This window comes from Microlunatus sp. Gsoil 973 (assembly GCF_009707365.1).
Lineage (GTDB): Bacteria > Actinomycetota > Actinomycetes > Propionibacteriales > Propionibacteriaceae > Microlunatus.
The window spans coordinates 3,363,137-3,383,756 of record NZ_CP046122.1; the positions used below are offsets into that span (position 1 = coordinate 3,363,137).

The window sequence follows — 20,620 nt, forward strand, 5'->3', positions numbered from 1 at the left end:
ACCGCCAGGAAGAATCTGTCCACTACCGCTTGTCGTAGACGGGCTCTGTGTCGGCGTGTGACCGGGCCCGGCCATAATGGGCGGGTGCCGACGACGTCTGATCTCGAACCGACCGATCCGATCAAGGCCGAGTGGGAGTGGCTCGAGGGGCGCTCCGGGATCGGCGGTGATCGCACCGTGCAGCGTTTGTTCACCGGCGGCGCGTGGCTGGAGGGTCCGGCCTACTTCTCCGCCGGCCGCTACCTGATCTTCAGCGACATCCCCAACGACCGCATCCTGCGATGGGACGAGGTGACCAACCAGGTCGGCGTCTTCCGACATCCGGCCGGCTACACCAACGGCCACACCGTCGACAGACAGGGACGGCTGGTCAGTTGCGAGCACGGCACACGTCGGGTGTCACGCACCGAGCACAACGGCCGGGTGATCACGCTGGCCAGTGAATACGGCGGCAAGCGGCTGAACAGCCCGAACGATGTCGTCGTCACCCGCGACGGTTCGATCTTCTTCTCCGATCCGGCCTACGGCATCGACACCGACTACGAAGGATTCGCTGCGAAGTCGGAGATCGGCGCCTGCCATCTGTTCAAGATCTCACCGGACGGGGAGCTCAGCATCGCCGCCGACGACTTCGGGCGGCCCAACGGCCTGGCCTTCCGGCCCGACGAGTCGCAACTGCTGGTGGTCGATTCCGAACGCGGACACATCCGCAGTTTCGACGTCGACGACGGCACGCTGCGCGGCGGCGATGTGGTGATCGAGGACTCCGGCGGAGCGGACGGCATCCGCTTCGACAACGCAGGCCGCCTGTGGACCGCCACCCACGACGGTCTGCGCATCTACACCCCCGGCCTGGAACTGATCGGCAGACTCCACCTGCCGGAGGTCGCCGCCAACCTGTGCTTCGGCGGGCCGAAGCTCAACCAACTCTTCATCACCGCGACGACGACGCTCTATACGCTGCGGGTGAAGGCAACCGGGGCCCGCTGAGCCGAGGAGGAGTGCATGGACAAGGTCGTCCGCACAGCAGCCGAGGCGGTCGCCGAGGTCAGATCCGGATCAACCCTCGGTGTCGGCGGGTTCGGCATCTGCGGCATCCCGAACACCTTGATCAAAGCGGTGCTGGATGCCGGCATCGACGATCTTGAAGTGGTGTCCAACAACTGCGGCGTCGACGACTGGGGCCTGGGCATCCTGCTGGCGAACCAGCGGATCCGGCGGATGGTCGCCTCCTACGTCGGGGAGAACAAGGAGTTCGCTCGGCAGTATCTGCAGGGCGAGCTTGAGGTCGAACTCACTCCCCAGGGCACGCTGGCCGAGCGATTGCGGGCAGCAGGTTCCGGCATTCCGGCGTTCTTCACCGCAACCGGCGTCGGCACCCAGATCGCCGATGGTGGTCTGCCGTGGCGGTATGACGGGCAGGGCGGAATAGCGGTGCAGTCGCCGGCCAAGGAGACCCGGACCTTCGACACCGCCGAAGGCGAGAAGACCTATGTCCTGGAACGAGCGCTGGTCTGCGACTTCGGTCTGGTCCACGCCTGGAAGGGCGACCGGCACGGAAACCTGATCTACCGGTCCTCGGCGCAGAACTTCAACCCGCTGGTCGCCATGGCCGGCCGGTTCACCGTTGCCGAGGTCGAGGAACTGGTCGAACCGGGCGAACTGGATCCGGCCGAGATCCACACCCCCGGCGTGTACGTGCACCGGGTGTTGCAGCTGACCGCAGAGCAGAACACCAAACGGATCGAACGCCTGACCGTACGACCGCGAGCCGCCGTCGACCAAGACTCCGCGGGCGCCGGATCAGAATCGGTCGGAGGTGCGGTATGAGCTGGACCCGCGACCAGATGGCTGCCCGGGCCGCCTCGGAACTCAGCGACGGCAGCTACGTCAACCTCGGAATCGGCCTGCCCACCCTCGTGCCCAACTTCGTTCCCGACGGCGTCGAGCTGGTGTTGCAGTCGGAGAACGGCCTGCTCGGCGTCGGACCGTACCCCTACGCGGGCGAGGAGGATCCCGATCTGATCAACGCCGGCAAGGAGACGGTGACGTTGCGGCGGGGCGCCTCGATCTTCGACTCGGCCACGTCGTTCGGGATGATCCGCGGCGGGAAGATCGACGCCGCGATCCTCGGAGCCATGCAGGTCTCAGCCTCCGGCGACATCGCCAACTGGATGATTCCGGGCAAGATGATCAAGGGCATGGGCGGTGCCATGGACCTGGTGCACGGCGCCAAGCGGGTGATCGTCCTGATGGAACACGTGGCCAAGGACGGCTCCTACAAGATCGTCAACGAGTGCACGCTGCCCTACACCGGCCGAGGCGTGGTGGATCGGATCATCACCGACCTCGGCGTGATCGACGTGAGCGAGGACGGACTGAGACTGGCCGAACTCGCCCGCGGAGTGACCGAGGACGAGATCCGTACCAAGACCGAACCTGAGCTGATCAGCTGACCAGGCTCGCCCGGCCGGTCTGCGGCTGCAGGTATCGGGAGGCGGCCGGGCGGAACATCGCGATCAAGCCGACCGGCACGAGCACCAGGTGCAGCGACCGGACGACCGGGAAGACCGGGTCGACCTCACCCCCGAGGACCGTCCACAGCCCGGTGCCGCCGCCCAGCTCCCCCAGCATCGGGATCACCAGGGTGACCGACCAGAGTAGGCCGAGCATGATCAACAACGCCCAGCGCGCCCAGCGCCGGCGCCGATAGAGCAGAAATGCCAACACCAGCCCGGCGGCGTACACCACGCCGCGGACCGCGATCTGCACGTCGTCGGCGAGCGACAGGCCGCTGCTGGTGGCGATCTGCACCACCGCGAGCGCGGATTCAACGATGCCGGCGCCAACCGCAAGGGCCAACGCCGTACTGGCAACAACGATCGACTGTGGTCTTTTCATGACCACAACGATTCCGACGTTCGGCGGCGGCCGGAATCCGGCCGACCGGCCGATTCCCCGTCGGGTTAACCCACGGTCGGTGGCCGGTTGTAGCCGTACGGTCCGGGTTGGGCCGGCTGGACGGCGGGCCGGTTCACCACGATCGCCACAGCAAGAATGACCATCTCGATGACGTGCAGGATCATCAGGACGATTCCCCAGAGGGTGTTGACCAGGGCGAAGGACGATCCCAGGCTCGGCAGGATCCGTGGCAGCAGGATGCTGACCGTCTGGGTGATCAGGCCGATCACCGCCGCGACCCCGAAGCCGATCAGGCCGATCGTCCTCGCCCGACCGCGACCCCGGATCGCAACAATGATCAAACCGACCACCGGGGGGATCACTGCCACGAGAAATCCGATTGCGTATCCGAAGCCCAGCATGCACCTGCCCTTTCCGTTCGGGCCAAGCTATCGGTCGAAAGGAGCAGACCTACTGGTGCAAAGCAGCGGCCCGGTCGACAATCAACAGTGGGCGCGATTGGAGAGCCTGGAACGGGGGAATTGATCGGCATGCATACCACCGGCTCGGACGCGGGCGCGTCGGCCAAGCGGGCGGCCGCGGAAGCGGGCAACAGCCGGATCGTCGGGATCCTGATCAGCCTCGGTCTGATCTCCTTCGGCCTGGTGCACCTGGCCGTCACCTGGTTGGCGCTGCAGCTCGCCTGGGGCCATTCGTCGGCCAAGCCCAATCAGCAGGGCGCGATAGCCGAACTGTCCCATACTCCGGTCGGCCCGGTGCTGCTGTGGATCCTCGCCATCGGCTTCTTCACCCTTGTGGTGTGGCGGCTGACCCTGGCGGTTCGCGGCTTCGCCTGGATGCGTGGCCGGAAGCGGACCGCCAAACGATGGGGTTCGGTCGGCCACGCCGTGGTGTACGGCTTCCTGGGGGTCATCTGCCTGCGCTTCGCGCTCGGATCCGGCTCGTCGGGAAGCAGCGGACGTGGAGTGACCGGCCGCTTGATCAACAACACCGCAGGTCAGATCCTGCTCCTCGCGGTGGCCGCGGCGGTCTTCGGGATCGGCGTACATCAAGTCGTCAAAGGGATCCGCACGACCTTCCGGGACGAACTGCAGGACCGCGGCGGTCCGGTCCTGGTGACCTTCGGCCAGATCGGCTACATCGCCAAAGGCATTGCCGTGATGATCATCGGCGTGATGATCGCCTGGGCTACCGTCAGTCACCATCCGGGCAAGGCGGGCGGTCTCGACGTCGCCTTCCGAACGATCAAGGACCAGCCGTTCGGACCGGTGCTGCTGACCGCACTGGCTGTCGGCATCGGCTGCTTCGGCCTCTACTGCTTCGGCTGGGCCCGGCGACACCGGACATCGTGATCGGCGCCGATCAGCGACCCGAGCCGGCGTAGACGACCGCTTGTTCCTCCGCGTCGAGACCGAAGGCGGTGTGAGCCGCCCGGACGGCGCGGTCGACGTCGTCCTGATCGACCACGACGGAGATACGGATCTCCGACGTCGAGATCATCTCGATGTTCACCTCGGCCTCGGCCAGCGCAGCAAAGAACTTGGCGGTGACGCCTGGATGGGAGCGCATGCCGACGCCGACCACCGAGACCTTGCCGATCTGATCGTCGTAAAGGATGTCGTCGAACCCGACCTCGTCCTTGATCGCGTTCAGGGTGGCCACCGCCGACTTGCCGTCCGACTTCGGCAAGGTGAAGGAGATGTCGGTGCGGCCGGTCGCAACGGCGGACACGTTCTGCACGATCATGTCGATGTTGACCTCGATCGACGAGATCGCCTCGAAGATCCGGGCCGCCTCCCCGATCCGGTCCGGGACACCGGTGATGGTGATCTTGGCCTCACCACGATCGTGGGCAACGCCGGAAATGATGGCCTGTTCCATGGCTGATCCCTCCTCGAGATCGGTGACCCAGGTGCCCTCCTTGGTGGTGAAGGAGGAACGGACGTGAACGGGGACGTGCTCGCGGCGGGCGTACTCGACGCAGCGCAGGTGCAGGATCTTCGCGCCGCACGCAGCCATCTCCAGCATTTCCTCGTAACTGATCCGCGGGATGCGGCGGGCGCTCGGAGCGATCCGCGGGTCGGCGGTGAAGACCCCGTCGACGTCGGTGTAGATCTCGCAGTAGTCGGCGCCGAGCGACGCGGCCAGGGCGACCGCGGTCGTGTCGGAACCTCCGCGGCCGATGGTGGTGATGTCCTTGGTGTCCTGGCTGACGCCCTGGAAGCCGGCCACGATCACCACGTCTCCGGACTCCAGGGCGGACACGATCCGCCCGGGAGTGATGTCGATGATCCGGGCGTTTCCGTGCGTGCCGGTGGTGATCACCCCAGCCTGGGAACCGGTGAAGGACCGGGCGTTCATGCCCTGATCACCGATTGCCATCGCCAGCAGTGCGGCGCTCATCCGCTCGCCTGCGGTGAGCAGCATGTCCAACTCCCGCGGTGCGGGCTGCGGCGAGACCTCGAAGGCGATATCCATCAATTCGTCGGTGGTGTCGCCCATCGCGGAGATGACGACGACCACCTCGTGGCCGGCCTGCTTGGTCGCCGCAATGCGCTTCGCCACCCGCTTGATGCTGTCGGCATCAGCAACTGATGAACCACCAAATTTCTGCACGACCCGAGCCATGCCCGCAACTCCTTTTGTACACCGCGCCCACCTGGGCACAATGCGGGAAATCTTACCGTGTGAGGCTTCGGCCCACGAATCGCCCGAGAACCCTCGACAACTCTAGACGCCGACCTCCTCACCCGGCGATTCCGTCCGCCGGAGTCATCAGGTGCCGGCGTCGCCCACCTCCGCGCTCTCCCAGGTCGACAGGCAGAACGGGTGACCGGCCGGGTCGGCATAGACGAAGCAGTGATCGGAGTTGGGCTGGAACTCAAAGCGGGTGGCGCCGGCGGCCAGCACGCGGGCGCCGGTCGACTCAAGATCATCGACGAAGAAGTCGAGATGCATCTGCATCGGTACGGCGCCGTCCGGCCAGTCCGGAGGTCGGAAGTTCTCGACCCGCTGGAACCCGATCTCGGCGTAGGGCCCGGTGACGACCGCCCAGTGCCGGTTGCCCTTCGCCACGCCGCCGGTGATCTCGGCGTAGAACCGCGCCAGGGCGATGGCGTCGGGTGCGTTCAACGTGGTTCCGCTGAGCCTGATCGTGTTCGACATCAGTTCACCCCGAGTTGCTGGTAGGCGGGCGTGAGCTCGGTCCATCGGTCATGCCAGACCGACGCGCCGCCGGACAGCGACCGCGCAAGATCTTCCAGATGCGCCTGCCATCCGGACCCGTAGTAGTGCAGTGAATCCAGGGGCAGCCCGCGCTCTTCGACGACCAGCCGGGTTCGGGTCACCTCGGCGGTCACCCGCTCCTCGGTCAACCAGGCCTCCATCTGCGTTTCGTCATCTGCCCCGAGTCCCATCGTGAGCAGCAGGTGGTGTGGTGGTTCGCACACCTCGACGCGGCCGGGTCCGGTCCAGCTGCTGGTGAAGGACGCCCGGATCGTCCCACCGATCCGAAGATCACCGGAGAAGTCTCCGAGCCAGCGCGCCAGCCGCTCCGGCACGGTGCAGGCCCGCCACAGGTCGGCGATGTCGGTGTCGTAGACGTCCTCGACCCGGACGACCCCGCGGGTCGCGTCCAGCGCCCGCATCGTTCCGATGATCTTCATTTCCGTGCCTTCTTCCCTCGGGCGATCTCGGTGTGCAGCGCATCGAGCCGGTTCTGCCAGAGTGCGCGATAGTCGTTCAGCCAGTCGTCGAGGTCGACGAGCGCTTCCGGTCGCAGCGTGTAGATCCGACGCTGCGCATCCTGATGTACGTCGACCAGCCCGGCCTCTCGAAGGACACGCAGATGTCGGGACACACCGGGTCGGGCGATCGGAAGGGCGGCTGCGAGTTCACCGGCAGTTGCCGGGTGTTCCCGCAGAATGCCCAGCACCGTGCGCCGGCTCGGGTCCGCGAGTGCTTGCAGAACCGCATCCATGCGGCGAGCGTACCCGATGGGTTACGTACCCGCAACGTTACAAAGCGGTCGCCGGCGGTGCCGGTCACGGCTTACGGCTGGTTGGCCCGAACCCCCGGGCTCAGGCGCTCACGTACCGGCGGCCCTCGAAGGCCCGCCCCAGGGTGACCTCGTCGGCGTACTCGAGATCACCGCCGACCGGCAGCCCCGACGCCAACCGGCTGACCTTGACACCCATCGGCAGCAACAACCGGCTGAGATAGGTTGCGGTCGCCTCGCCTTCCAGGTTGGGATCTGTGGCCAGGATCACCTCGGTGACAGTCCCGTCGGCCAACCGCTGACACAGCTCCTTGATCTTGAGATCGCTGGGTCCGATGCCGTCGATCGGGCTGATCGCACCACCGAGAACGTGGTAGCGGCCACGGAACTCGCGGGTCCGCTCGATCGCCACCACATCCTTGGACTCCTCGACCACGCAGATCAGCGCCTCGTCCCGGCGTGGATCCCGGCAGATCCGGCATTGATCATCTTCAGAGACGTTGAAGCAGATCTCGCAGAATTTGACCTTGCTCTTGACCTCGATCAGGACGTCAGCAAGTTTGCGAATCTCGTCCGGGTCGGCGGCCAGGATGTGAAAGGCGATCCGCTGGGCAGACTTCGGTCCGATACCCGGCAGTCGGCCGAGTTCGTCGATCAGATCTTGGACCGGACCCTCGTACACCTATCGATCTCCCACGTCTGTGAATCCGTACGCCCGCAGCCGGTCGGCGCAGGTCAGATGCCGAGGCCGCCGGCCATAGGGCCGAGCTTGTCCGCTGCGGCCTGCCGCTGTTGATCGGTCGCCGCCCGGACCGCCGCCAGCACCAGATCGGCCAGTGTCTCGGTGTCCTCTGGATCGGCGGCCTCCGGCTTGATGCTCAGCTCAAGCAGTTCGCCGGTGCCGGAGACCTTGGCAGTCACCAGATCGCCGCCGGAAGTTCCCTCGAAGACCGCGGCCGCCAACTCCTCCTGCGCCTGCATCAGCTGCTGCTGCATCGCCTGGGCCTGGGCCAGCATTCCCGACAGGTCCATTCCGCCGGCGCCACCTCCGGCGAGGGCGCCCAGATCCGGAAGCCCCGGGATGCCCGCCGTCTCGCGCGGATCGTCGGGCCGATTCGGATCGGATCCACTCGGATCGGGCAGGTGCGGGTCGGACATGGATTCTCCCCTTCGGGTGGTGCGACACGTCGCTGAGGGGTCAAGCCTATGCGCCCGACTCCTCCTCCGCGATGATCTCGGCGCCGAGTCGCTGCTGCAGCAACTCCGTGTGCGAAATGCCGGCGTCGTCGAGCACATCGTCGTCCCGGTGCGCGGCGGCGTCCCGGACCTCCCATTCATCGGTCTGCGGTTCACCCATCCGTCCCGGTGGCACGGCGGCGCCTCGTGGCTGGGGATCGTCGACTGCCCACGGTGGCGGGTCAGCGGGGTCACCCGTCCGCGGCCGGGCGGTCGGCCCGGCGGCTGGCCCGGAGCCGGCCGGATCGGGAGGAATCGACCGGCCCGCAGACTGGTCCGGTGCTGCTGTCGGCGGCGCCTGCGTCCCCGCGGGAACATCACCGGTCCATCCCGCGGACACACCGGAAGGCGTCGTGCCGGACGCGGGCGAGCCGGACGGTGCCGTACCGATTGATGCCGAACCCGACGAACCGGACGGACCTGACGCGGAGGCGCCACCCCTGTCGGGCGTCGCCGGACCGGACGGTCGGTTTCCCCGGCCGGCCGAGCCGCCGGCACTCGGATCGACCATCGTTTCGATCTTGAGGTCCGCACCGATCACCGTGATCAGCGCTTCCCGGAGGACGTCCTCGCTACCACCGCGGCCGAAGCTGTCCCGGGCACCGGCATTGGGCATCGCCAGCACCAGCGTGCCGTTGGTCAGATCAGCCAGGTGGGCGTTCTGGCTGAGCAGGATCCAGGTGAACCGGCGGCGGTCCTTGACCTCTTCCAGAACGTCCGGCCAAAGCCGGCGCAGATCGGTGATGGTGAAGCCCTGTGCGGCCGGCGGGGAGGCCTGCTGGGGAGGTGCCTGACCCGGTGGTGGCTGCTGCGGTGCAGCCTGCGGCTCCTGGCCGGACGGTGACACAGCGTCGTCGGACCGTGCCGGTTCGGGCGGTGTCTGGGACGCCACGTTGCCCGGCGTCGCCGGTGTCGGCCAGTCCTCGGCAGCAGGTTCGCGGGATGGGGCGGAAGCCGGTTGCTGACCGGTGGCGGACTGCGGAGCGGCCGGCTCCGGGGTGTGCCCGGCCGGCTGTTCAGCCGGTTCGCCGCTGCCGGTTGCAGGCTGCGCGGTCTGGGGTTGGGCCGGAGCTGCAGTCGGTGCGGCGGCACCGGTCATGCCGATCCTGCGTTCCAGCCGGTCCAGCCGGGCATGCACACCGCGGTCGTCGAGATCGGTCCCCGGCAGCAGTACCCGGGCGCACATCAGCTCCAGATGCAGCCGAGGCGCCGTCGTCCCGCGCATCTCGGTCAACCCTGCGGCGATCACCTCACCGGCTCGGGTGAGCTCGCCGGCGCCGAGCGCCGCGGCCTGGCTGCTGAGCCGCTCGGCCTGGTCGTCGGCGACGTCGACGAGCCCGGAGGTGAGGGCGTCCGGCACCGCGGCGACGATGACCAGGTCGCGGATGCGGCGGAGCAGGTCCTCGGCGAACCGCCTGGGGTCCTGGCCGACCTCGATGACCTTGTCCACACACCGGAAGACGCCGCCGGAGTCGCCGGCCGCGAACGCGTCCAGCATCTCGTCCAGCAGCGAGTCGGGGGTGTAGCCGAGCAGCGCCGCCCCCTGCGCATAGGAGACGCCACGCTCCGATGCGCCGCCGAGAAGTTGATCAAGGACGGACAGCGAGTCCCGCACCGATCCTGCGCCGGCCCGCACCACCAGAGGCAGCACGCCGTTCTCCACCTCGATCCCCTCGGCGGAACAGAGCTTGGCGAGGTAGTCGGTGAGCACTCGGGGCGGCACCAGCCGGAACGGATAGTGATGGGTCCGAGAACGGATGGTCCCGATCACCTTGTCCGGCTCGGTCGTGGCGAAGATGAACTTGACGTGCGGCGGCGGTTCCTCCACGAGCTTCAGCAACGCGTTGAAGCCGGCCGTGGTGACCATGTGGGCCTCGTCGACGATGTAGATCTTGTAGCGGCTGCTCACCGGCGCGAAGAAGGCGCGTTCCCGAAGATCACGGGCGTCGTCGACGCCGCCGTGGCTGGCGGCGTCGATCTCGATCACGTCGATGCTGCCTGGTCCGCCGGTGGCCAGGTCCCGACAGGACCGGCACTCGCCGCAGGGCTCCGCGACCGGCGCCTTCTCACAGTTGAGGGCGCGGGCCAGGATTCGCGCCGAGGTCGTCTTGCCGCAGCCGCGCGGGCCGGAGAACAGGTACGCGTGGTTGACTCGGTTGTTGACCAGCGCCCGCTGCAGCGGCTCGGTGACATGCTCCTGGCCGATGACGTCGGCGAAGGTGTCCGGACGATAGCGGCGGTACAGCGCCAGGGGTGGCGCAACCGCCGGCGCCGGCGCGGAGTCGAAGAGCGCGTCGGCGCCCGCGGCAGCCATCGCCTCCGCGCCTCCGCCGAGATCGGCATCAGGGGCGGCGGCTGTCCCACCGATCACCTCGCCGATCGGGCCATCGCTCTCATCCTGCACGGCTGCCACCCTAATGGCCTTTCTGCTGCCTCTTCCATCGTCCGGATTCCGTCCTATCAGCCGCCTGGGACAGTGGGCGGCTGATTGATCCGCGGCGACCGTCGCGGTGAGAAGGCTGGCATCATGCGTCTGTGGACAATCCGATCAGCTGGATCCTGTTCGACGCCGACGGCGTCCTGCAAGGGAGCCCGGACGGATGGCGCCAGACCCTCAGCGGACTGCTCGGCGACGATCCCGATGCGACCATGGAGGAACTCTTCACCCTGGAGGAGAGGCGGGCTCTCACCGGCGGCGACTTCCGGGACCTGGTCGTCTCCGTCCTGCGCCGCCATGGGATCGGCAGCGATCCGGAGCGCGTGCTGGACTGCTGGCGGCTGCTCGTGGTCGACCCGTCGATGACCGAAAGGATTCGCCGGTTGCGGAGCAGCGGCGTCCGGTGCGGCCTGGCCAGCAACCAGCAGAACGTCCGGATCGATCACATGCGTTCGATGCCTGAGTACGTCGGCCTGTTCGACGCCCAGTTCTACTCGGCGGAGCTGGGACTGGCCAAGCCGGACCCTGCGTTCTTCACCGAGATCGTCCGCCGGCTGGCTGTCGCGCCGGAGGGGGTCCTGTTCGTCGACGACAAGCAGGACAATGTTGCCGGTGCCCGGGAGGCCGGACTGCAGGCCGAGGTCTTCGCCTTCGACGGCGGGGCGGCCGAACTCGACCGGATCCTCGACTGCCACGGCGTCGTGGTGCCGGCCTGACCGGCCGCCTGCCGGCACGTCCAGAGGCAGAAGGAGCCCCCCGCGTACCCGAAAGAGCTCGCTTACCCTTGCTGCCTTCCGACCCTGGGGGAGTTAGGCAAGATATCGCCACGCGGGGGACCGACAGCCGAGTGTACGCGATCGGCTGGCCGGTTCCCAGCCGGAAGTCTGTGACCATCGGTTATCGACCTGACGGTTGCACCGGCCGGTGACGATAATGGGGTCCGTGAGTGGTGGTTACCCCGTTCCCCAGCGCATCGGCGACGCCGAACGGGACAGGGCTGTGCAGTTCCTGCAGGAACATCATTCCCAGGGCCGGCTCGACCCAACGGAGTTCGACGAGCGGATGACCGCCGCTCTCCGCGCCAAGACGCAGGCAGACCTGGACCGCCTGTTCACCGACCTGCCCTCGCCCACGCCGCGGTCGCCGGGATCCGACGTTGCCCCGCTCGCCGGACAGCCGCCCGCCAGTCAGCCGTCCGCGCCGGCGTCGGTGGTGCCCAAGCGCCTCTGGGGCGCGATCGACATCGTGGTCGGCGCGATCTGGCCGATCACACTGCTCGTGCTGTTCGCCCTGCACTGGGACCCCTGGTACCTGATCTTCGTTCCCATCATCGTCAGCTCCATCTGGGGCCGGCGGAAAGCACAGGAGCGGGCAGACCACGAGCGGATCGAGCGGGCCAACCGGCATCAGCTGGGGCACGAAGGCATGCATGGTGGTGACGGAGCCGAGGACGACGGCACTGACCCTGGCAGACCCCGAAACTCCCCTGACCGGTGACAATCGCCATGGCCAGACGACCCCTTCAGGCCTGACACTGGATCCGTGGGTTCCTCATCTCCGACACCGGGCGCCGTACGCATCGGCGATCGCGAACGCGACCAGGCGACCGAATGCCTGCGCGAACACATGGCTGCGGGCCGACTCGACGCGACGGAATTCGACCAGCGCATCGAGGCAGCACTGACCGCCCGCTACGCCGAGGAGTTGCAGCCGCTCTTCGTCGACCTGCCGGCGCCTCGACCCGATCTTCCGACGGTCCGGCGCGAACCGACGGCCGGGCCGACCGCGCAGAAACTCGTCGCTGAACCCAAGCCCACCGCCCAGCAGCCGTCTGCGTACAGAGGCCTACGAGCTGCCACGGCGATCATGTGGGCCGTCGTGATCATCGCCTGTGTCGCCAGCCATTGGCAGCTGTGGTGGCTGCTGTTCATTCCGGTGTTGATGGGAGGCGGCTGCGGCGGGCAGCGCCATCACGAGCTTCGTCAGCAGCGCCGGATGGCTGCCCGGCAGATCCGCTGGGACGACCACCGCCAGCGGTTCGACGCGCGGATGCGCCGGCTCGATCACCGGCACTGGTGAGACTCGCTGGCTGACCTGGTGTCGATTCGCGCCCACCCGCGGTGGACCTGTAACCTCCTCCTGCCGGGAGGATTCGCCTAGAGGCCTATGGCGCTCGCTTGGAAAGCGGGTTGGGTTCACGCCCTCGCGGGTTCGAATCCCGCATCCTCCGCCACGAAGACCGCACCAGCGATGCCGGCCGGTGGCCGCCGGACTGGGATTCAGCTGGTCCCGCTGGGATGAAAAGTTCGGCCGCTTTCAGCTGTCTGGCCCGGGCTGAGCCGCTTGATCGATTCGGCCCGACTGGTCGACCTGCGGAGTGCCCAGAACGCCCGACGTCTCCTCCTTGAACTCCTTGATCGCCCGGCCGGCGCTCTTTCCGAGCCCGGCCAGTCGGGTCCCGCCGAACAGCAGCAGTGCCACCACAACGATCATCCCCACTGCCCAGGGGCTGTCGATCATCAGCGCAGTCATGCGCCGAGCCTAGGCCGCCGACCAGGATCGGAAAGCCGTCATGTTCGGTCGCTCGCCGGTCCCCCGGCCGTCCCTCTCAGGATCGGCACGCAGTCTGTGGTGGGACTGAGCCCTGCTCGCCACGGAGCAGGCGTAGATCACGTTCCGGGTGAGGGCCGACTACCAGTCCTCAACGCCGAAGAGCCGACGACCCAACTGGCCCATGGCTGCGAGTTGATCACTGTCGTACTTGCCCGGCTCGGGCTTGGCGCCTTCGCCCCAGCTCTGGTCCTCGCGCACCCAGCGGACGAAGTACGCCACCCGCGCGGTCGGATTGCGGTTGTGGGAAGCGCCGTGCGGCATCAGATGGTGCAGCATCGCGAAGTCGCCGGCCTGACCCGTGATCTCGACACTCTCCAGGTGCTTGATCTGCTTCCAGTTCTGATGCAGGTGGCGGCCACCACCGCCGGCAGCACGCGCCTCAGCCTCCACGATCTTGTGCCCGCCAGGGACCACGTGGATGCCGCCCCCATTGGGTTCGACGTCGGTGAGGTAGTAACAACCGCCGACCTGGAGCTCCCGCTGCTCGAAGGTGAAATCGTCGGCGCTGGTCGGCACCGACGCATCGAGATGGAGTGTCTGGCTCAACGGCTGATCGGCATGGAGGTCGTTGCGGATGGTGATGCCGATCGATCCATCCATCACTCGCAATGCAGTCGACCCGAGCAGTTGGCAGGCGGCGCCGTACAACTTCTCGTTGGTCATCAGCGGCAGCAGGTCGGGCGTGTCGAATGTCTGGACATTCGGTCCGGCCATCGGCTTGATCCGGCCGTCGGCGACGTGCCAGACCGGCGGGATCTCAAGAGTCGGAGGCAGCATCGACAAGATCGACTGCCGGTACGCCTGCGTCTCCTCGGGCGACAACGCGCCCCTGATGATCACGTATCCTTGTTCATCGAACTCGGCCAGTTGCTCATCGGTCAGCACGGGATGTGCCGTCAACGCTGAGGTCATGGCCTCGACGGTATCGACAGCGGTGACCCGCCGACAAGGGTCCGGCCGACAATCCCCTCAGTCGGCCCGAATCGGCCTACCGTCGGGACGAACCCTTCTCCAGAAGGACCCGTCGGGCATCGGCTCGGACTGCGCCCCGGACGCAGAACGGCCAGACGATCGGGATGATGATCACCGAGCAGAGCATCCACCAGAGCATCGTCGGCAGGCCGAGCTTCCGTGATCTCCGTACTTGTGACCGCCCGGGCCCATGATCATCAGGTTCCCGGGCGTCGAGATCGGAGTCAGCAGCGATGCGCAACCGGCGACCGCGACCGGCAACGATCATGCCGGCTTCGATCACGGCGAGTCAGTCCGCTGAACGCGGCATGCCTGTTCGACGGTCCCGGCCCGCCCCGGCGGCAGGCACTAGACTCCGCAGGAACACCCCGCGGGGTGGGCACAGCTCAGACCATCCGCATCGGACGGAGGCAACGTGGCGATCTCTGGTGGTTCGCTCACTCGTCGGGTCACCGGCCGATCCCGGCGGCTGTTGCTGGTGATCATCGCCGCCGGCGCCGCCTTGAGTCTGCTGATCAACGGCCAGCCCGCCCAGGCAGCGTCCCGGCCGGCCGTCGTGGGCAAGCTGGTGATCGGTCAGTCCGTCCAGGGTCGGCCGATCCGTGCGTGGCATCTCGGCCAAGCGGGCCACGGCTACAAGACCGTCGTGCTGATCGCACAGATGCACGGCGATGAGCGCAAGGTTGCCAACATCCTGACCAGCATGCGGGACGGGAAGCCGATCAAAGGTGTCGACCTCTGGGTGGTGCCCCGCTACAACCCCGACGGACGCGCCCATCATGCACGGCGCAACGCACACGGGGTGGACCTGAACCGCAACTATCCGGCGTCATGGCGGCACACCACCGGCGTCTTCAACTCGGGCAATCGTCCGGGATCCGAACCGGAGACCCGCGCGATGATGCGGTTCCTCCGGCAGGTCGATCCCGACTATGTGCTCAGCTTCCATCAACCACTGCACGGCGTGGACACGCTGACCAAACGCAAGGCCTTCTCCCGGAAGGTCGCCACCGCACTGCATCTGCCGCGCAAGGAGCTCAATTGCAACGGCGGCTGCCACGGCACGATGACGATGTGGTTCAACCGCAACTTCCACGGTGAGGCCATCACCGTGGAGTACGGCGCCCATCCGTCGCGGAAATACCTTCGCCACAAGGTGGTCCGACGCGTGCTGAGCATCTTCGGCGCTCATCGCTGAGCGGTACAAGATCAACTGGACAGTGACCCAGATCACGGACGACCCCGGAATGGAGCGGCCTCTTCGGCTCGTTCTAGAATGGTGAACGTCATTGTCGACGCAATCGTTGACACTGGCGACGATCGACCACGGTGCAGCAGTGAGCTGATGAACCTGACTCGGTCTGGCCGACGATCCAGCCGTCGACGATCCGTTCAAGATCGGCATTGTCGCCGTCGGCCACTACCAGCAAGAAGGTTGCAGCACCATGTACTACGGGAACTTCCCGCGTCCATTCCAGAACGAGATCACCAGCCCGCGCGCTCGTGAGATGTACGAGATCGAGCGCAACATGCGGGAGGCCGACGCCAGCTACCGGGCGGCACGCAAGGCTCGCCGGGGCGCACGACGTCGGACACTGAAGCACGCCTGATCCTCAGCGGCGGGTGCGCCGCCGCGCACGTCGGCGACGCGCCCGCGCGCTCCGAACAGCACGCTTCGACCCACACGGGCCCGGGACCGCATCAGCGGTCCGGGCCCGTTTGCGTTCCCCCGACCGGCCTCGCCCAGCCGATCGCTGGCAGACCATCGGCCGGACCATCGTGCAGATCAGCGCGCCGGTCGGAGCAGGAGCTTGGCGCAGACTCCGGCATGCGTCGACGGGTGCACACCGTCGACCGGGTCCAAACCGATCATCCGGGCACCGAGCACGCCGGTCGACAGCCCGACCAGGATGTAATCGATTCGCGCGCTCCGGGTGCCGGCAGCCAGGAAGCTGTTCTCCCATCGCCAGGTGTAGCCCGGTCCGGCGGGATCGGCATAGTGCCAGACATCCTCAAGACCCAGGCCCGGTACGGCCGGCGCCGTGAGCAGGCCGCCGAGCAACCGCACTTCGTCCGATCCGGGCTCTGCGTTCAGGTCGCCGGTCACGATCGGGCCGAGATCGGCGTCGGCGGCGCCGGCCAGCTCCCCGGTCAGCTCCGCGACCGCCCGCACCTCGCTGACCCGGTCCCCCGACCCGGTCGGCGAGGAGTTGAGGTGGGTGGTGACGAGCGGCAGCGCACCGGCCGGATGATCAACGACGACGCCGAGCATGCCCCGCCCCTGACTGCGGGCCAGGGCACTGGGCAACGCTCGGCTGACCGCATCGCGCAGCGGCCATCTGCTGATCACGGCGAGCACGATGCGCTGCCCGTCCGGGCCGGACGGTCCGGCGTACGGAGCAACCTGGACATGTTCGAGTCCGAGCGCGGCGGCGATCTCGGCCGGCTGATTGCGATCGTTGGTCACCCAGGTCTGCTGCAGCGTGATCACGTCGGCAGCGGCGAATTCGAGTGCATCGATGATCATCTTGTGCCGCTGCTCCCACGGACCGCCACGGCGCCAGACGTTCCAGGTGGCGACGGTGATGTCGCGCCGGCTGTCCTGACTGCCCGCCCGAGCACCAGACTGCGTGCTGGACTGAACGCCGGACTCCTTCGATGTTTGGCTGCCGGGCCGGTTACCTGGCTGGTTGCCCGACTGGTTGCTGGTTGTCGTCACTGATCATTTCCTTCGATCACTTCCGGCTGCTCGGCCGCGCCGTCTGCTGGTGAACCTACTCACCGGGGATCGCCGATCGCCAACCGGCGTCGGACGACCTCGGCGATTGCATCCCGTCGCCCGTCCGACGTCCTCGGGGCCACGGGATGAATCACCAGCCGATCCGAGAAACGACCAAAAAACCGTTGCATCGCGACGACTCCGCGCCGTAATCTTTTCCAGGTGCCAATCGGCGCAAGGATCCACGCAGTTCACAGGAGGTGACACCCATGACCAAGATCGAGTATCCGCTCACCGGCGAAGACGCCCTGGGTGCCGGCCTCGCCGGCCGGCAGACTGCCTGCTAGGTCTCGGCCCGCCGTCCTTCGACGGCCAAGTTCCGACCTTCGTACATCGACCTAGTCGACGCGCGCGCGCCGCCCGCGCGTAACACCCACGCCTGCCGTCATGTCAGCTTCCTGACCTGACATCCACGACCTTCGAGCCCTTCCGCACTTACGCCTGCCCGAAATCTGGCCGGCCGGTGTCGGATCCTGCCCGCGGCGTCCGTAGCAGAGGTGGGACCACAACACCCGACCGGAACCCGCCGGCCAGGAAACCCTCCACCAGAAGGAACGCCATGTTGTTCAACATCGAGGCGCTTTCACCGCACCTCAGCACGTCAACGTACGACCGCAGCCTCGAGGCCGCGCGCGAGTACCAACTGCGCACTGCCCTGAGCCGACAGCGCGAGGACCTGCGCAGCCAGAAGCGTACGGAGCCCTGGCGGTGGTTCGCCGCCCGACGGGTCGCCTGAGCACTGCAATGGCCGCGTCATCACCACTGAAGAACGTCATTTCGGACGACACCGGGAGAGGAGGAACAACCATGTCTTTCATCATCAACCCTGACCACGTCACCTACGACGACCGGGATCGCAGCATGCGCGCTGCCGAGCGCTACGAGATCGAGCGCGCGATGCGGGAGGCCGACGAGCAGCAGCGCGCTGAGCGTCGAGCCAAGCGACAGCGCCGCACGCGTCACTACGTGCACGCAGTCTTCGGTCGGTTCGCGTGAACCCGCTCACCGTGATCGAGCCTGATCGTCGACGAGGTCGACGACAACCCGACCACCACACCAGCCGAGGCCGGTGGGGTTTCCGAAACCTGGAACTCCACCGGCTTCATCGTTTCCGGCTTCTGTTCAGCGGCGGCGTCGCCGGTACGGATTGCTCCTGACGTCAGTTGATCCCAGCTGCGGCTCAAATCGTAATGTTGTCGTGTTCTGGTTGGCGGTGCTGGTGTGACTAGAGTGTCGGCGTGATTTTCAAGCGCGTCGGCGACGTCAGGCCGTATCCCGATCACGGGTACGCCCAGCGGCAGTGGGCCGCCATTGCGCCGCACCAGGTGCGCCTTGATCAACTCGTGACCACCAAGCGGACCCTCGACCTCGAGGCGCTGCTGGAGGAGGACTCCACCTTCTACGGCGATCTGTTCGCTCACGTGGTCGCCTGGCGCGGCGACCTCTACCTGGAGGACGGTCTGCACCGAGCGCTGCGCGCAGCGCTGCAGCAGCGGCAGACGATGCACGCCCGGGTGCTCCAACTGGACGGTTAGTCACACACCGAGCCAAGGCTGTAGGACAATTGCAGCGCCGGTCACAGGACGGGGCCGCACCAACCTCCGGGAGGGGAAGAATCGCATGGTCGGACGCGTGTTCCGGATCATCCGCACCCCTCTGACCTTGCTGATCCTGCTCGCCATCCTGTGCTACGGCGCCTGGTGGGGCTGGAAGAACATCATCGCCCCGCCGCAGAAGACCCCGCCGCCCCCCTGTGTGCCGACCAAGGTCACCAACAAATCGCTGAAGAGCAGCCAGGTGACGGTGCGGGTGTACAACGGCGGCGACAAGAAGGGGTTGGCCGGCGATGTCACCCGATCACTGCGGGCCAAGGGCTTCAACGTGCTGGATCCGGCCAACACCGATGAGAAGGTGTCGGTCACGGTCATCGTCGGGAACGCCGCCAAGAACCCTGAGGTGCGGCTGGTGAGGAGCTTCTTCAAGGGATCCAAGGTCCGGGCCGACGGAAGGACCGATCACACCGTCGACGTACTGGTGGGGAACCGGCCGGTGCACTTCAACTCCAAGGCCAAGACCTCCTACCCGGTCAAGACCCGCACTGTCTGCCTGCCGCAGGATTCGACCAGCGCGCCCACGCAGAGCTGACCGTTGCCGACTACTCGGCGGCGGATTGTCGCCAGGCGGCCAGCCGCCCGCCGCGCGCCACCGCACGGATGCGCTGTTCGGTCTGGGCGCGGAGATGGCTCGGAGTGACGACCAACAACTCATCGCCGGTCCGGATCAGATCACGTGCCCCCGGCACCATCGGCTCGTTGTCGCGAATGATGAGCGACACGGCAGCATTGCGGCCGAGACGCAGCTCACCGATCTCCACGCCGTTGAGTTTCGACCCGACCGGGATGCGCAGTTGCATCAGGTCGGCCGACATCCGCTCCAGTGGAGCGACCTCGACCTCCACGTCATGCGGTTGTCCGCGATCGGCCAGACCGAGCCGGTTGGCCAGCCACGGCAGGGTCGGCGCCTGCAGGACCGTGAAAACGATGACAAAGATCAACACGACGTCGAACAAGCGCTGCGACGACGGCACCCGAAGTGCCAACGGAATGGTGCACAGCACGATCGGCACCGCCCCGCGAAGCCCGGCCCAGGACAGAAAGATTTTGTCCCGCCATCCGATCCGGAACCAGACCGTCGACACCAGCACCGACAGGGGCCGGGCGATCAGCGTCAGGAAGAGCCCGGCAGCGACCGCGATCGCGACGTCGTTCCAGGAAAGCAGTTTCGGAGATGCCAGCAGGCCGAGCATCACGAACAAGCCGATCTGGGCGATCCAACCGATACCCTCGACGAACGCCCGGGTCGCCACCCGGTAGGGCAGCTTGGCGTTGCCGAGCAGGAGCCCGCAGACGTAGACCGCGGCGAAGCCGCTCAGGTGCAGCTGGGACGCGACGGCGTAGGAAAGGATCGCCCAGCCCAGAGCGGCCAGGGCGTACAGGCCGGACGACGGCAGGCTGATGCGTTTGAGGAGCTGGATCCCGAGCCAGCCGAGCGCGAGTCCGACCGCAACACCGCCGACCAGCTCGCCGACGATCTCCACAGCCAGCACCGGAACCGACTCGTGGGGCTTCTCGCCCGCGGCCCACGAACTCGCCAGGGTGACCAGCAGCACCGTCGGTGCGTCGTTGAGACCCGACTCGCCCTCCAACACGCCACGGACCTTGTGTGGCAGGGGCACGCGTCGGAGCACGGAGAAGACCGCGGCGGCGTCGGTCGGCGAGGTGACTGCACCGAGCAGCAGGGCGATCGACAGGTCGAGCCGGAGGACGAAGTAGCCGAACAGGGTCATCAGGCCGACGCTGGCGGCGACGCCGACGGTGGCGAGCACGACGGCGACGCCGGTCGAAGACTTGATGTCGTCCCACTTGGTGGTCAGACCACCCTCGGCCAGGATCAGCACCAGCGCGCCGAAACCCACAGCGTTGGCGATATCGGCATCACTGAACTGGATGCCCAGGACGGCATCGCCGAGCAGCATGCCGATCCCGAGGAACAACAGCAGTGCCGGAAGGCCGAACCGGCTGCCGACCCGTGCCGCGAAGATCGAAGCGATCAGGACCAGGGCGCTGACCAACAGAATGACGTCAAGGTCAATCATCGCGCCCCC

General features: G+C 67.0%; 27 protein-coding genes, 1 tRNA gene and 1 other RNA gene. 14 read left to right on the top strand and 15 right to left on the bottom strand.

The window, feature by feature from the left end; translation table 11 throughout:
- Positions 1 to 84: 84 nt before the first annotated feature.
- From GJV80_RS15795 to GJV80_RS15805, 3 genes are read left to right on the top strand one after another with little or no spacing between them, the layout of a single operon-like run.
- Positions 85 to 990, top strand: coding sequence for an SMP-30/gluconolactonase/LRE family protein (locus GJV80_RS15795; protein WP_154688715.1), 906 nt, complete (start codon positions 85 to 87; stop codon positions 988 to 990).
- A 15-nt stretch (positions 991 to 1,005) separates the two neighbouring features.
- Positions 1,006 to 1,830 (top strand): CoA transferase subunit A, encoded by an 825-nt coding sequence (locus GJV80_RS15800; RefSeq protein WP_154688716.1) that lies wholly within the window; start codon positions 1,006 to 1,008, stop codon positions 1,828 to 1,830.
- Positions 1,827 to 2,456, top strand: coding sequence for a CoA transferase subunit B (locus GJV80_RS15805; protein ID WP_154688717.1), 630 nt, complete (start codon positions 1,827 to 1,829; stop codon positions 2,454 to 2,456). The genes GJV80_RS15800 and GJV80_RS15805 overlap by 4 nt, the downstream gene beginning before the upstream one ends.
- Here GJV80_RS15805 and GJV80_RS15810 read toward each other — a convergent pair.
- On the bottom strand, positions 2,449 to 2,901 hold the full coding sequence (locus tag GJV80_RS15810; RefSeq protein WP_154688718.1) for a hypothetical protein: 453 nt from the start codon (positions 2,899 to 2,901) through the stop codon (positions 2,449 to 2,451). The genes GJV80_RS15805 and GJV80_RS15810 overlap by 8 nt on opposite strands.
- A gap of 65 nt (positions 2,902 to 2,966) precedes the next feature.
- Positions 2,967 to 3,290 carry a hypothetical protein gene (locus tag GJV80_RS15815; protein WP_154688719.1) on the bottom strand — a complete coding sequence of 108 codons (324 nt, stop codon included), beginning with the start codon at positions 3,288 to 3,290 and terminating at the stop codon, positions 2,967 to 2,969.
- 162 nt (positions 3,291 to 3,452) lie between these two features.
- Between GJV80_RS15815 and GJV80_RS15820 the strand changes: the two genes are divergently transcribed.
- Positions 3,453 to 4,274, top strand: a complete 822-nt coding sequence (locus GJV80_RS15820; RefSeq protein WP_154688720.1) for a DUF1206 domain-containing protein — start codon at positions 3,453 to 3,455, stop codon at positions 4,272 to 4,274.
- A gap of 10 nt (positions 4,275 to 4,284) precedes the next feature.
- Here the strand turns inward: GJV80_RS15820 and GJV80_RS15825 are convergent, their stop codons facing one another.
- The 7 genes from GJV80_RS15825 to GJV80_RS15855 all read right to left on the bottom strand — a co-directional run bounded on the left by GJV80_RS15825 (position 4,285) and on the right by GJV80_RS15855 (position 10,469).
- Positions 4,285 to 5,550: an aspartate kinase gene (locus GJV80_RS15825; protein WP_154688721.1), complete on the bottom strand. Its 1,266-nt coding sequence runs from the start codon at positions 5,548 to 5,550 to the stop codon at positions 4,285 to 4,287.
- A 147-nt stretch (positions 5,551 to 5,697) separates the two neighbouring features.
- Entirely contained in the window at positions 5,698 to 6,087 is a 390-nt protein-coding gene (locus GJV80_RS15830) for a VOC family protein (protein ID WP_154688722.1), read from the bottom strand.
- On the bottom strand, positions 6,087 to 6,587 hold the full coding sequence (locus tag GJV80_RS15835) for an SRPBCC domain-containing protein (protein ID WP_154688723.1): 501 nt from the start codon (positions 6,585 to 6,587) through the stop codon (positions 6,087 to 6,089). The genes GJV80_RS15830 and GJV80_RS15835 overlap by 1 nt, the downstream gene beginning before the upstream one ends.
- Positions 6,584 to 6,901 carry a helix-turn-helix transcriptional regulator gene (locus GJV80_RS15840; RefSeq protein ID WP_154688724.1) on the bottom strand — a complete coding sequence of 106 codons (318 nt, stop codon included), beginning with the start codon at positions 6,899 to 6,901 and terminating at the stop codon, positions 6,584 to 6,586. The genes GJV80_RS15835 and GJV80_RS15840 overlap by 4 nt, the downstream gene beginning before the upstream one ends.
- Positions 6,902 to 7,001: 100 nt before the next feature.
- Positions 7,002 to 7,601 (bottom strand): recombination mediator RecR, encoded by a 600-nt coding sequence (gene recR, locus GJV80_RS15845; protein ID WP_154688725.1) that lies wholly within the window; start codon positions 7,599 to 7,601, stop codon positions 7,002 to 7,004.
- A gap of 53 nt (positions 7,602 to 7,654) precedes the next feature.
- Positions 7,655 to 7,951, bottom strand: coding sequence for a YbaB/EbfC family nucleoid-associated protein (locus tag GJV80_RS15850; protein ID WP_154690313.1), 297 nt, complete (start codon positions 7,949 to 7,951; stop codon positions 7,655 to 7,657).
- A 172-nt stretch (positions 7,952 to 8,123) separates the two neighbouring features.
- Positions 8,124 to 10,469, bottom strand: coding sequence for a DNA polymerase III subunit gamma and tau (locus tag GJV80_RS15855; protein WP_154690314.1), 2,346 nt, complete (start codon positions 10,467 to 10,469; stop codon positions 8,124 to 8,126).
- A gap of 221 nt (positions 10,470 to 10,690) precedes the next feature.
- On the opposite strand from GJV80_RS15855, the gene GJV80_RS15860 reads away from it, so the two are divergent.
- Complete coding sequence (locus GJV80_RS15860; protein ID WP_154688726.1) at positions 10,691 to 11,308, top strand: HAD-IA family hydrolase; 618 nt, start codon at positions 10,691 to 10,693, stop codon at positions 11,306 to 11,308.
- Positions 11,309 to 11,336: 28 nt separating this feature from the next.
- Here GJV80_RS15860 and ffs read toward each other — a convergent pair.
- Positions 11,337 to 11,433, bottom strand: an RNA gene (gene ffs, locus GJV80_RS15865) — signal recognition particle sRNA small type.
- A gap of 101 nt (positions 11,434 to 11,534) precedes the next feature.
- Between ffs and GJV80_RS15870 the strand changes: the two genes are divergently transcribed.
- The 3 genes from GJV80_RS15870 to GJV80_RS15880 all read left to right on the top strand — a co-directional run bounded on the left by GJV80_RS15870 (position 11,535) and on the right by GJV80_RS15880 (position 12,825).
- Positions 11,535 to 12,089 (top strand): DUF1707 domain-containing protein, encoded by a 555-nt coding sequence (locus GJV80_RS15870; protein WP_195908965.1) that lies wholly within the window; start codon positions 11,535 to 11,537, stop codon positions 12,087 to 12,089.
- Positions 12,090 to 12,134: 45 nt separating this feature from the next.
- Entirely contained in the window at positions 12,135 to 12,671 is a 537-nt protein-coding gene (locus tag GJV80_RS15875) for a DUF1707 domain-containing protein (protein WP_154688728.1), read from the top strand.
- A gap of 66 nt (positions 12,672 to 12,737) precedes the next feature.
- Positions 12,738 to 12,825, top strand: a tRNA-Ser gene (locus tag GJV80_RS15880).
- Positions 12,826 to 12,908: 83 nt separating this feature from the next.
- On the opposite strand, the gene GJV80_RS15885 is transcribed toward GJV80_RS15880, so the two are convergent.
- The 3 genes from GJV80_RS15885 to GJV80_RS15895 form a co-directional block, all read right to left on the bottom strand.
- The gene (locus GJV80_RS15885) at positions 12,909 to 13,124 is read right to left on the bottom strand and encodes a twin-arginine translocase TatA/TatE family subunit (protein WP_154688729.1); all 216 of its coding nucleotides are present in this window, start codon (positions 13,122 to 13,124) and stop codon (positions 12,909 to 12,911) included.
- 159 nt (positions 13,125 to 13,283) lie between these two features.
- Positions 13,284 to 14,117 carry a phytanoyl-CoA dioxygenase family protein gene (locus GJV80_RS15890; RefSeq protein WP_154688730.1) on the bottom strand — a complete coding sequence of 278 codons (834 nt, stop codon included), beginning with the start codon at positions 14,115 to 14,117 and terminating at the stop codon, positions 13,284 to 13,286.
- A gap of 76 nt (positions 14,118 to 14,193) precedes the next feature.
- On the bottom strand, positions 14,194 to 14,460 hold the full coding sequence (locus GJV80_RS15895; RefSeq protein ID WP_154688731.1) for a hypothetical protein: 267 nt from the start codon (positions 14,458 to 14,460) through the stop codon (positions 14,194 to 14,196).
- Positions 14,461 to 14,592: 132 nt separating this feature from the next.
- On the opposite strand from GJV80_RS15895, the gene GJV80_RS15900 reads away from it, so the two are divergent.
- Positions 14,593 to 15,375: a M14 family zinc carboxypeptidase gene (locus GJV80_RS15900; protein ID WP_154688732.1), complete on the top strand. Its 783-nt coding sequence runs from the start codon at positions 14,593 to 14,595 to the stop codon at positions 15,373 to 15,375.
- 247 nt (positions 15,376 to 15,622) lie between these two features.
- On the top strand, positions 15,623 to 15,787 hold the full coding sequence (locus GJV80_RS15905; protein WP_154688733.1) for a hypothetical protein: 165 nt from the start codon (positions 15,623 to 15,625) through the stop codon (positions 15,785 to 15,787).
- 176 nt (positions 15,788 to 15,963) lie between these two features.
- Here the strand turns inward: GJV80_RS15905 and GJV80_RS15910 are convergent, their stop codons facing one another.
- A complete protein-coding gene (locus GJV80_RS15910) occupies positions 15,964 to 16,896 on the bottom strand; it encodes an endonuclease/exonuclease/phosphatase family protein (RefSeq protein ID WP_154688734.1) in 933 nt (310 codons plus the stop codon).
- A gap of 619 nt (positions 16,897 to 17,515) precedes the next feature.
- Between GJV80_RS15910 and GJV80_RS15915 the strand changes: the two genes are divergently transcribed.
- The 4 genes from GJV80_RS15915 to GJV80_RS15930 all read left to right on the top strand — a co-directional run bounded on the left by GJV80_RS15915 (position 17,516) and on the right by GJV80_RS15930 (position 19,101).
- Positions 17,516 to 17,692 (top strand): hypothetical protein, encoded by a 177-nt coding sequence (locus GJV80_RS15915; RefSeq protein ID WP_154688735.1) that lies wholly within the window; start codon positions 17,516 to 17,518, stop codon positions 17,690 to 17,692.
- 71 nt (positions 17,693 to 17,763) lie between these two features.
- Positions 17,764 to 17,952 carry a hypothetical protein gene (locus GJV80_RS15920; RefSeq protein WP_154688736.1) on the top strand — a complete coding sequence of 63 codons (189 nt, stop codon included), beginning with the start codon at positions 17,764 to 17,766 and terminating at the stop codon, positions 17,950 to 17,952.
- Between the two features lie 242 nt (positions 17,953 to 18,194).
- Positions 18,195 to 18,491 (top strand): type II toxin-antitoxin system VapB family antitoxin, encoded by a 297-nt coding sequence (locus GJV80_RS15925; protein WP_154688737.1) that lies wholly within the window; start codon positions 18,195 to 18,197, stop codon positions 18,489 to 18,491.
- 85 nt (positions 18,492 to 18,576) lie between these two features.
- The gene (locus tag GJV80_RS15930; RefSeq protein WP_154688738.1) at positions 18,577 to 19,101 is read left to right on the top strand and encodes a LytR C-terminal domain-containing protein; all 525 of its coding nucleotides are present in this window, start codon (positions 18,577 to 18,579) and stop codon (positions 19,099 to 19,101) included.
- A gap of 10 nt (positions 19,102 to 19,111) precedes the next feature.
- Here GJV80_RS15930 and GJV80_RS15935 read toward each other — a convergent pair whose 3' ends face one another.
- Entirely contained in the window at positions 19,112 to 20,611 is a 1,500-nt protein-coding gene (locus GJV80_RS15935) for a potassium/proton antiporter (RefSeq protein WP_154688739.1), read from the bottom strand.
- Between the last annotated feature and the right edge of the window lie 9 nt (positions 20,612 to 20,620).

Excerpts from the sequence above, each read along its gene's own strand:
- GJV80_RS15935 (WP_154688739.1), bottom strand. The coding sequence starts at position 20,611 with ATGATTGACCTTGACGTCATTCTGTTGGTCAGCGCCCTGGTCCTGATC.
- GJV80_RS15825 (WP_154688721.1), bottom strand. The coding sequence starts at position 5,550 with ATGGCTCGGGTCGTGCAGAAATTTGGTGGTTCATCAGTTGCTGATGCC.
- GJV80_RS15850 (WP_154690313.1), bottom strand. The coding sequence starts at position 7,951 with ATGGACCTGTCGGGAATGCTGGCCCAGGCCCAGGCGATGCAGCAGCAG.
- GJV80_RS15820 (WP_154688720.1), top strand. The coding sequence starts at position 3,453 with ATGCATACCACCGGCTCGGACGCGGGCGCGTCGGCCAAGCGGGCGGCC.
- GJV80_RS15930 (WP_154688738.1), top strand. The coding sequence starts at position 18,577 with ATGGTCGGACGCGTGTTCCGGATCATCCGCACCCCTCTGACCTTGCTG.
- GJV80_RS15890 (WP_154688730.1), bottom strand. The coding sequence starts at position 14,117 with ATGACCTCAGCGTTGACGGCACATCCCGTGCTGACCGATGAGCAACTG.
- GJV80_RS15915 (WP_154688735.1), top strand. The coding sequence starts at position 17,516 with ATGTTGTTCAACATCGAGGCGCTTTCACCGCACCTCAGCACGTCAACG.
- GJV80_RS15800 (WP_154688716.1), top strand. The coding sequence starts at position 1,006 with ATGGACAAGGTCGTCCGCACAGCAGCCGAGGCGGTCGCCGAGGTCAGA.
- GJV80_RS15805 (WP_154688717.1), top strand. The coding sequence starts at position 1,827 with ATGAGCTGGACCCGCGACCAGATGGCTGCCCGGGCCGCCTCGGAACTC.
- GJV80_RS15905 (WP_154688733.1), top strand. The coding sequence starts at position 15,623 with ATGTACTACGGGAACTTCCCGCGTCCATTCCAGAACGAGATCACCAGC.
- GJV80_RS15855 (WP_154690314.1), bottom strand. The coding sequence starts at position 10,469 with ATGGCTGCCGCGGGCGCCGACGCGCTCTTCGACTCCGCGCCGGCGCCG.
- GJV80_RS15920 (WP_154688736.1), top strand. The coding sequence starts at position 17,764 with ATGTCTTTCATCATCAACCCTGACCACGTCACCTACGACGACCGGGAT.
- GJV80_RS15840 (WP_154688724.1), bottom strand. The coding sequence starts at position 6,901 with ATGGATGCGGTTCTGCAAGCACTCGCGGACCCGAGCCGGCGCACGGTG.
- GJV80_RS15810 (WP_154688718.1), bottom strand. The coding sequence starts at position 2,901 with ATGAAAAGACCACAGTCGATCGTTGTTGCCAGTACGGCGTTGGCCCTT.
- GJV80_RS15835 (WP_154688723.1), bottom strand. The coding sequence starts at position 6,587 with ATGAAGATCATCGGAACGATGCGGGCGCTGGACGCGACCCGCGGGGTC.
- GJV80_RS15885 (WP_154688729.1), bottom strand. The coding sequence starts at position 13,124 with ATGACTGCGCTGATGATCGACAGCCCCTGGGCAGTGGGGATGATCGTT.
- GJV80_RS15830 (WP_154688722.1), bottom strand. The coding sequence starts at position 6,087 with ATGTCGAACACGATCAGGCTCAGCGGAACCACGTTGAACGCACCCGAC.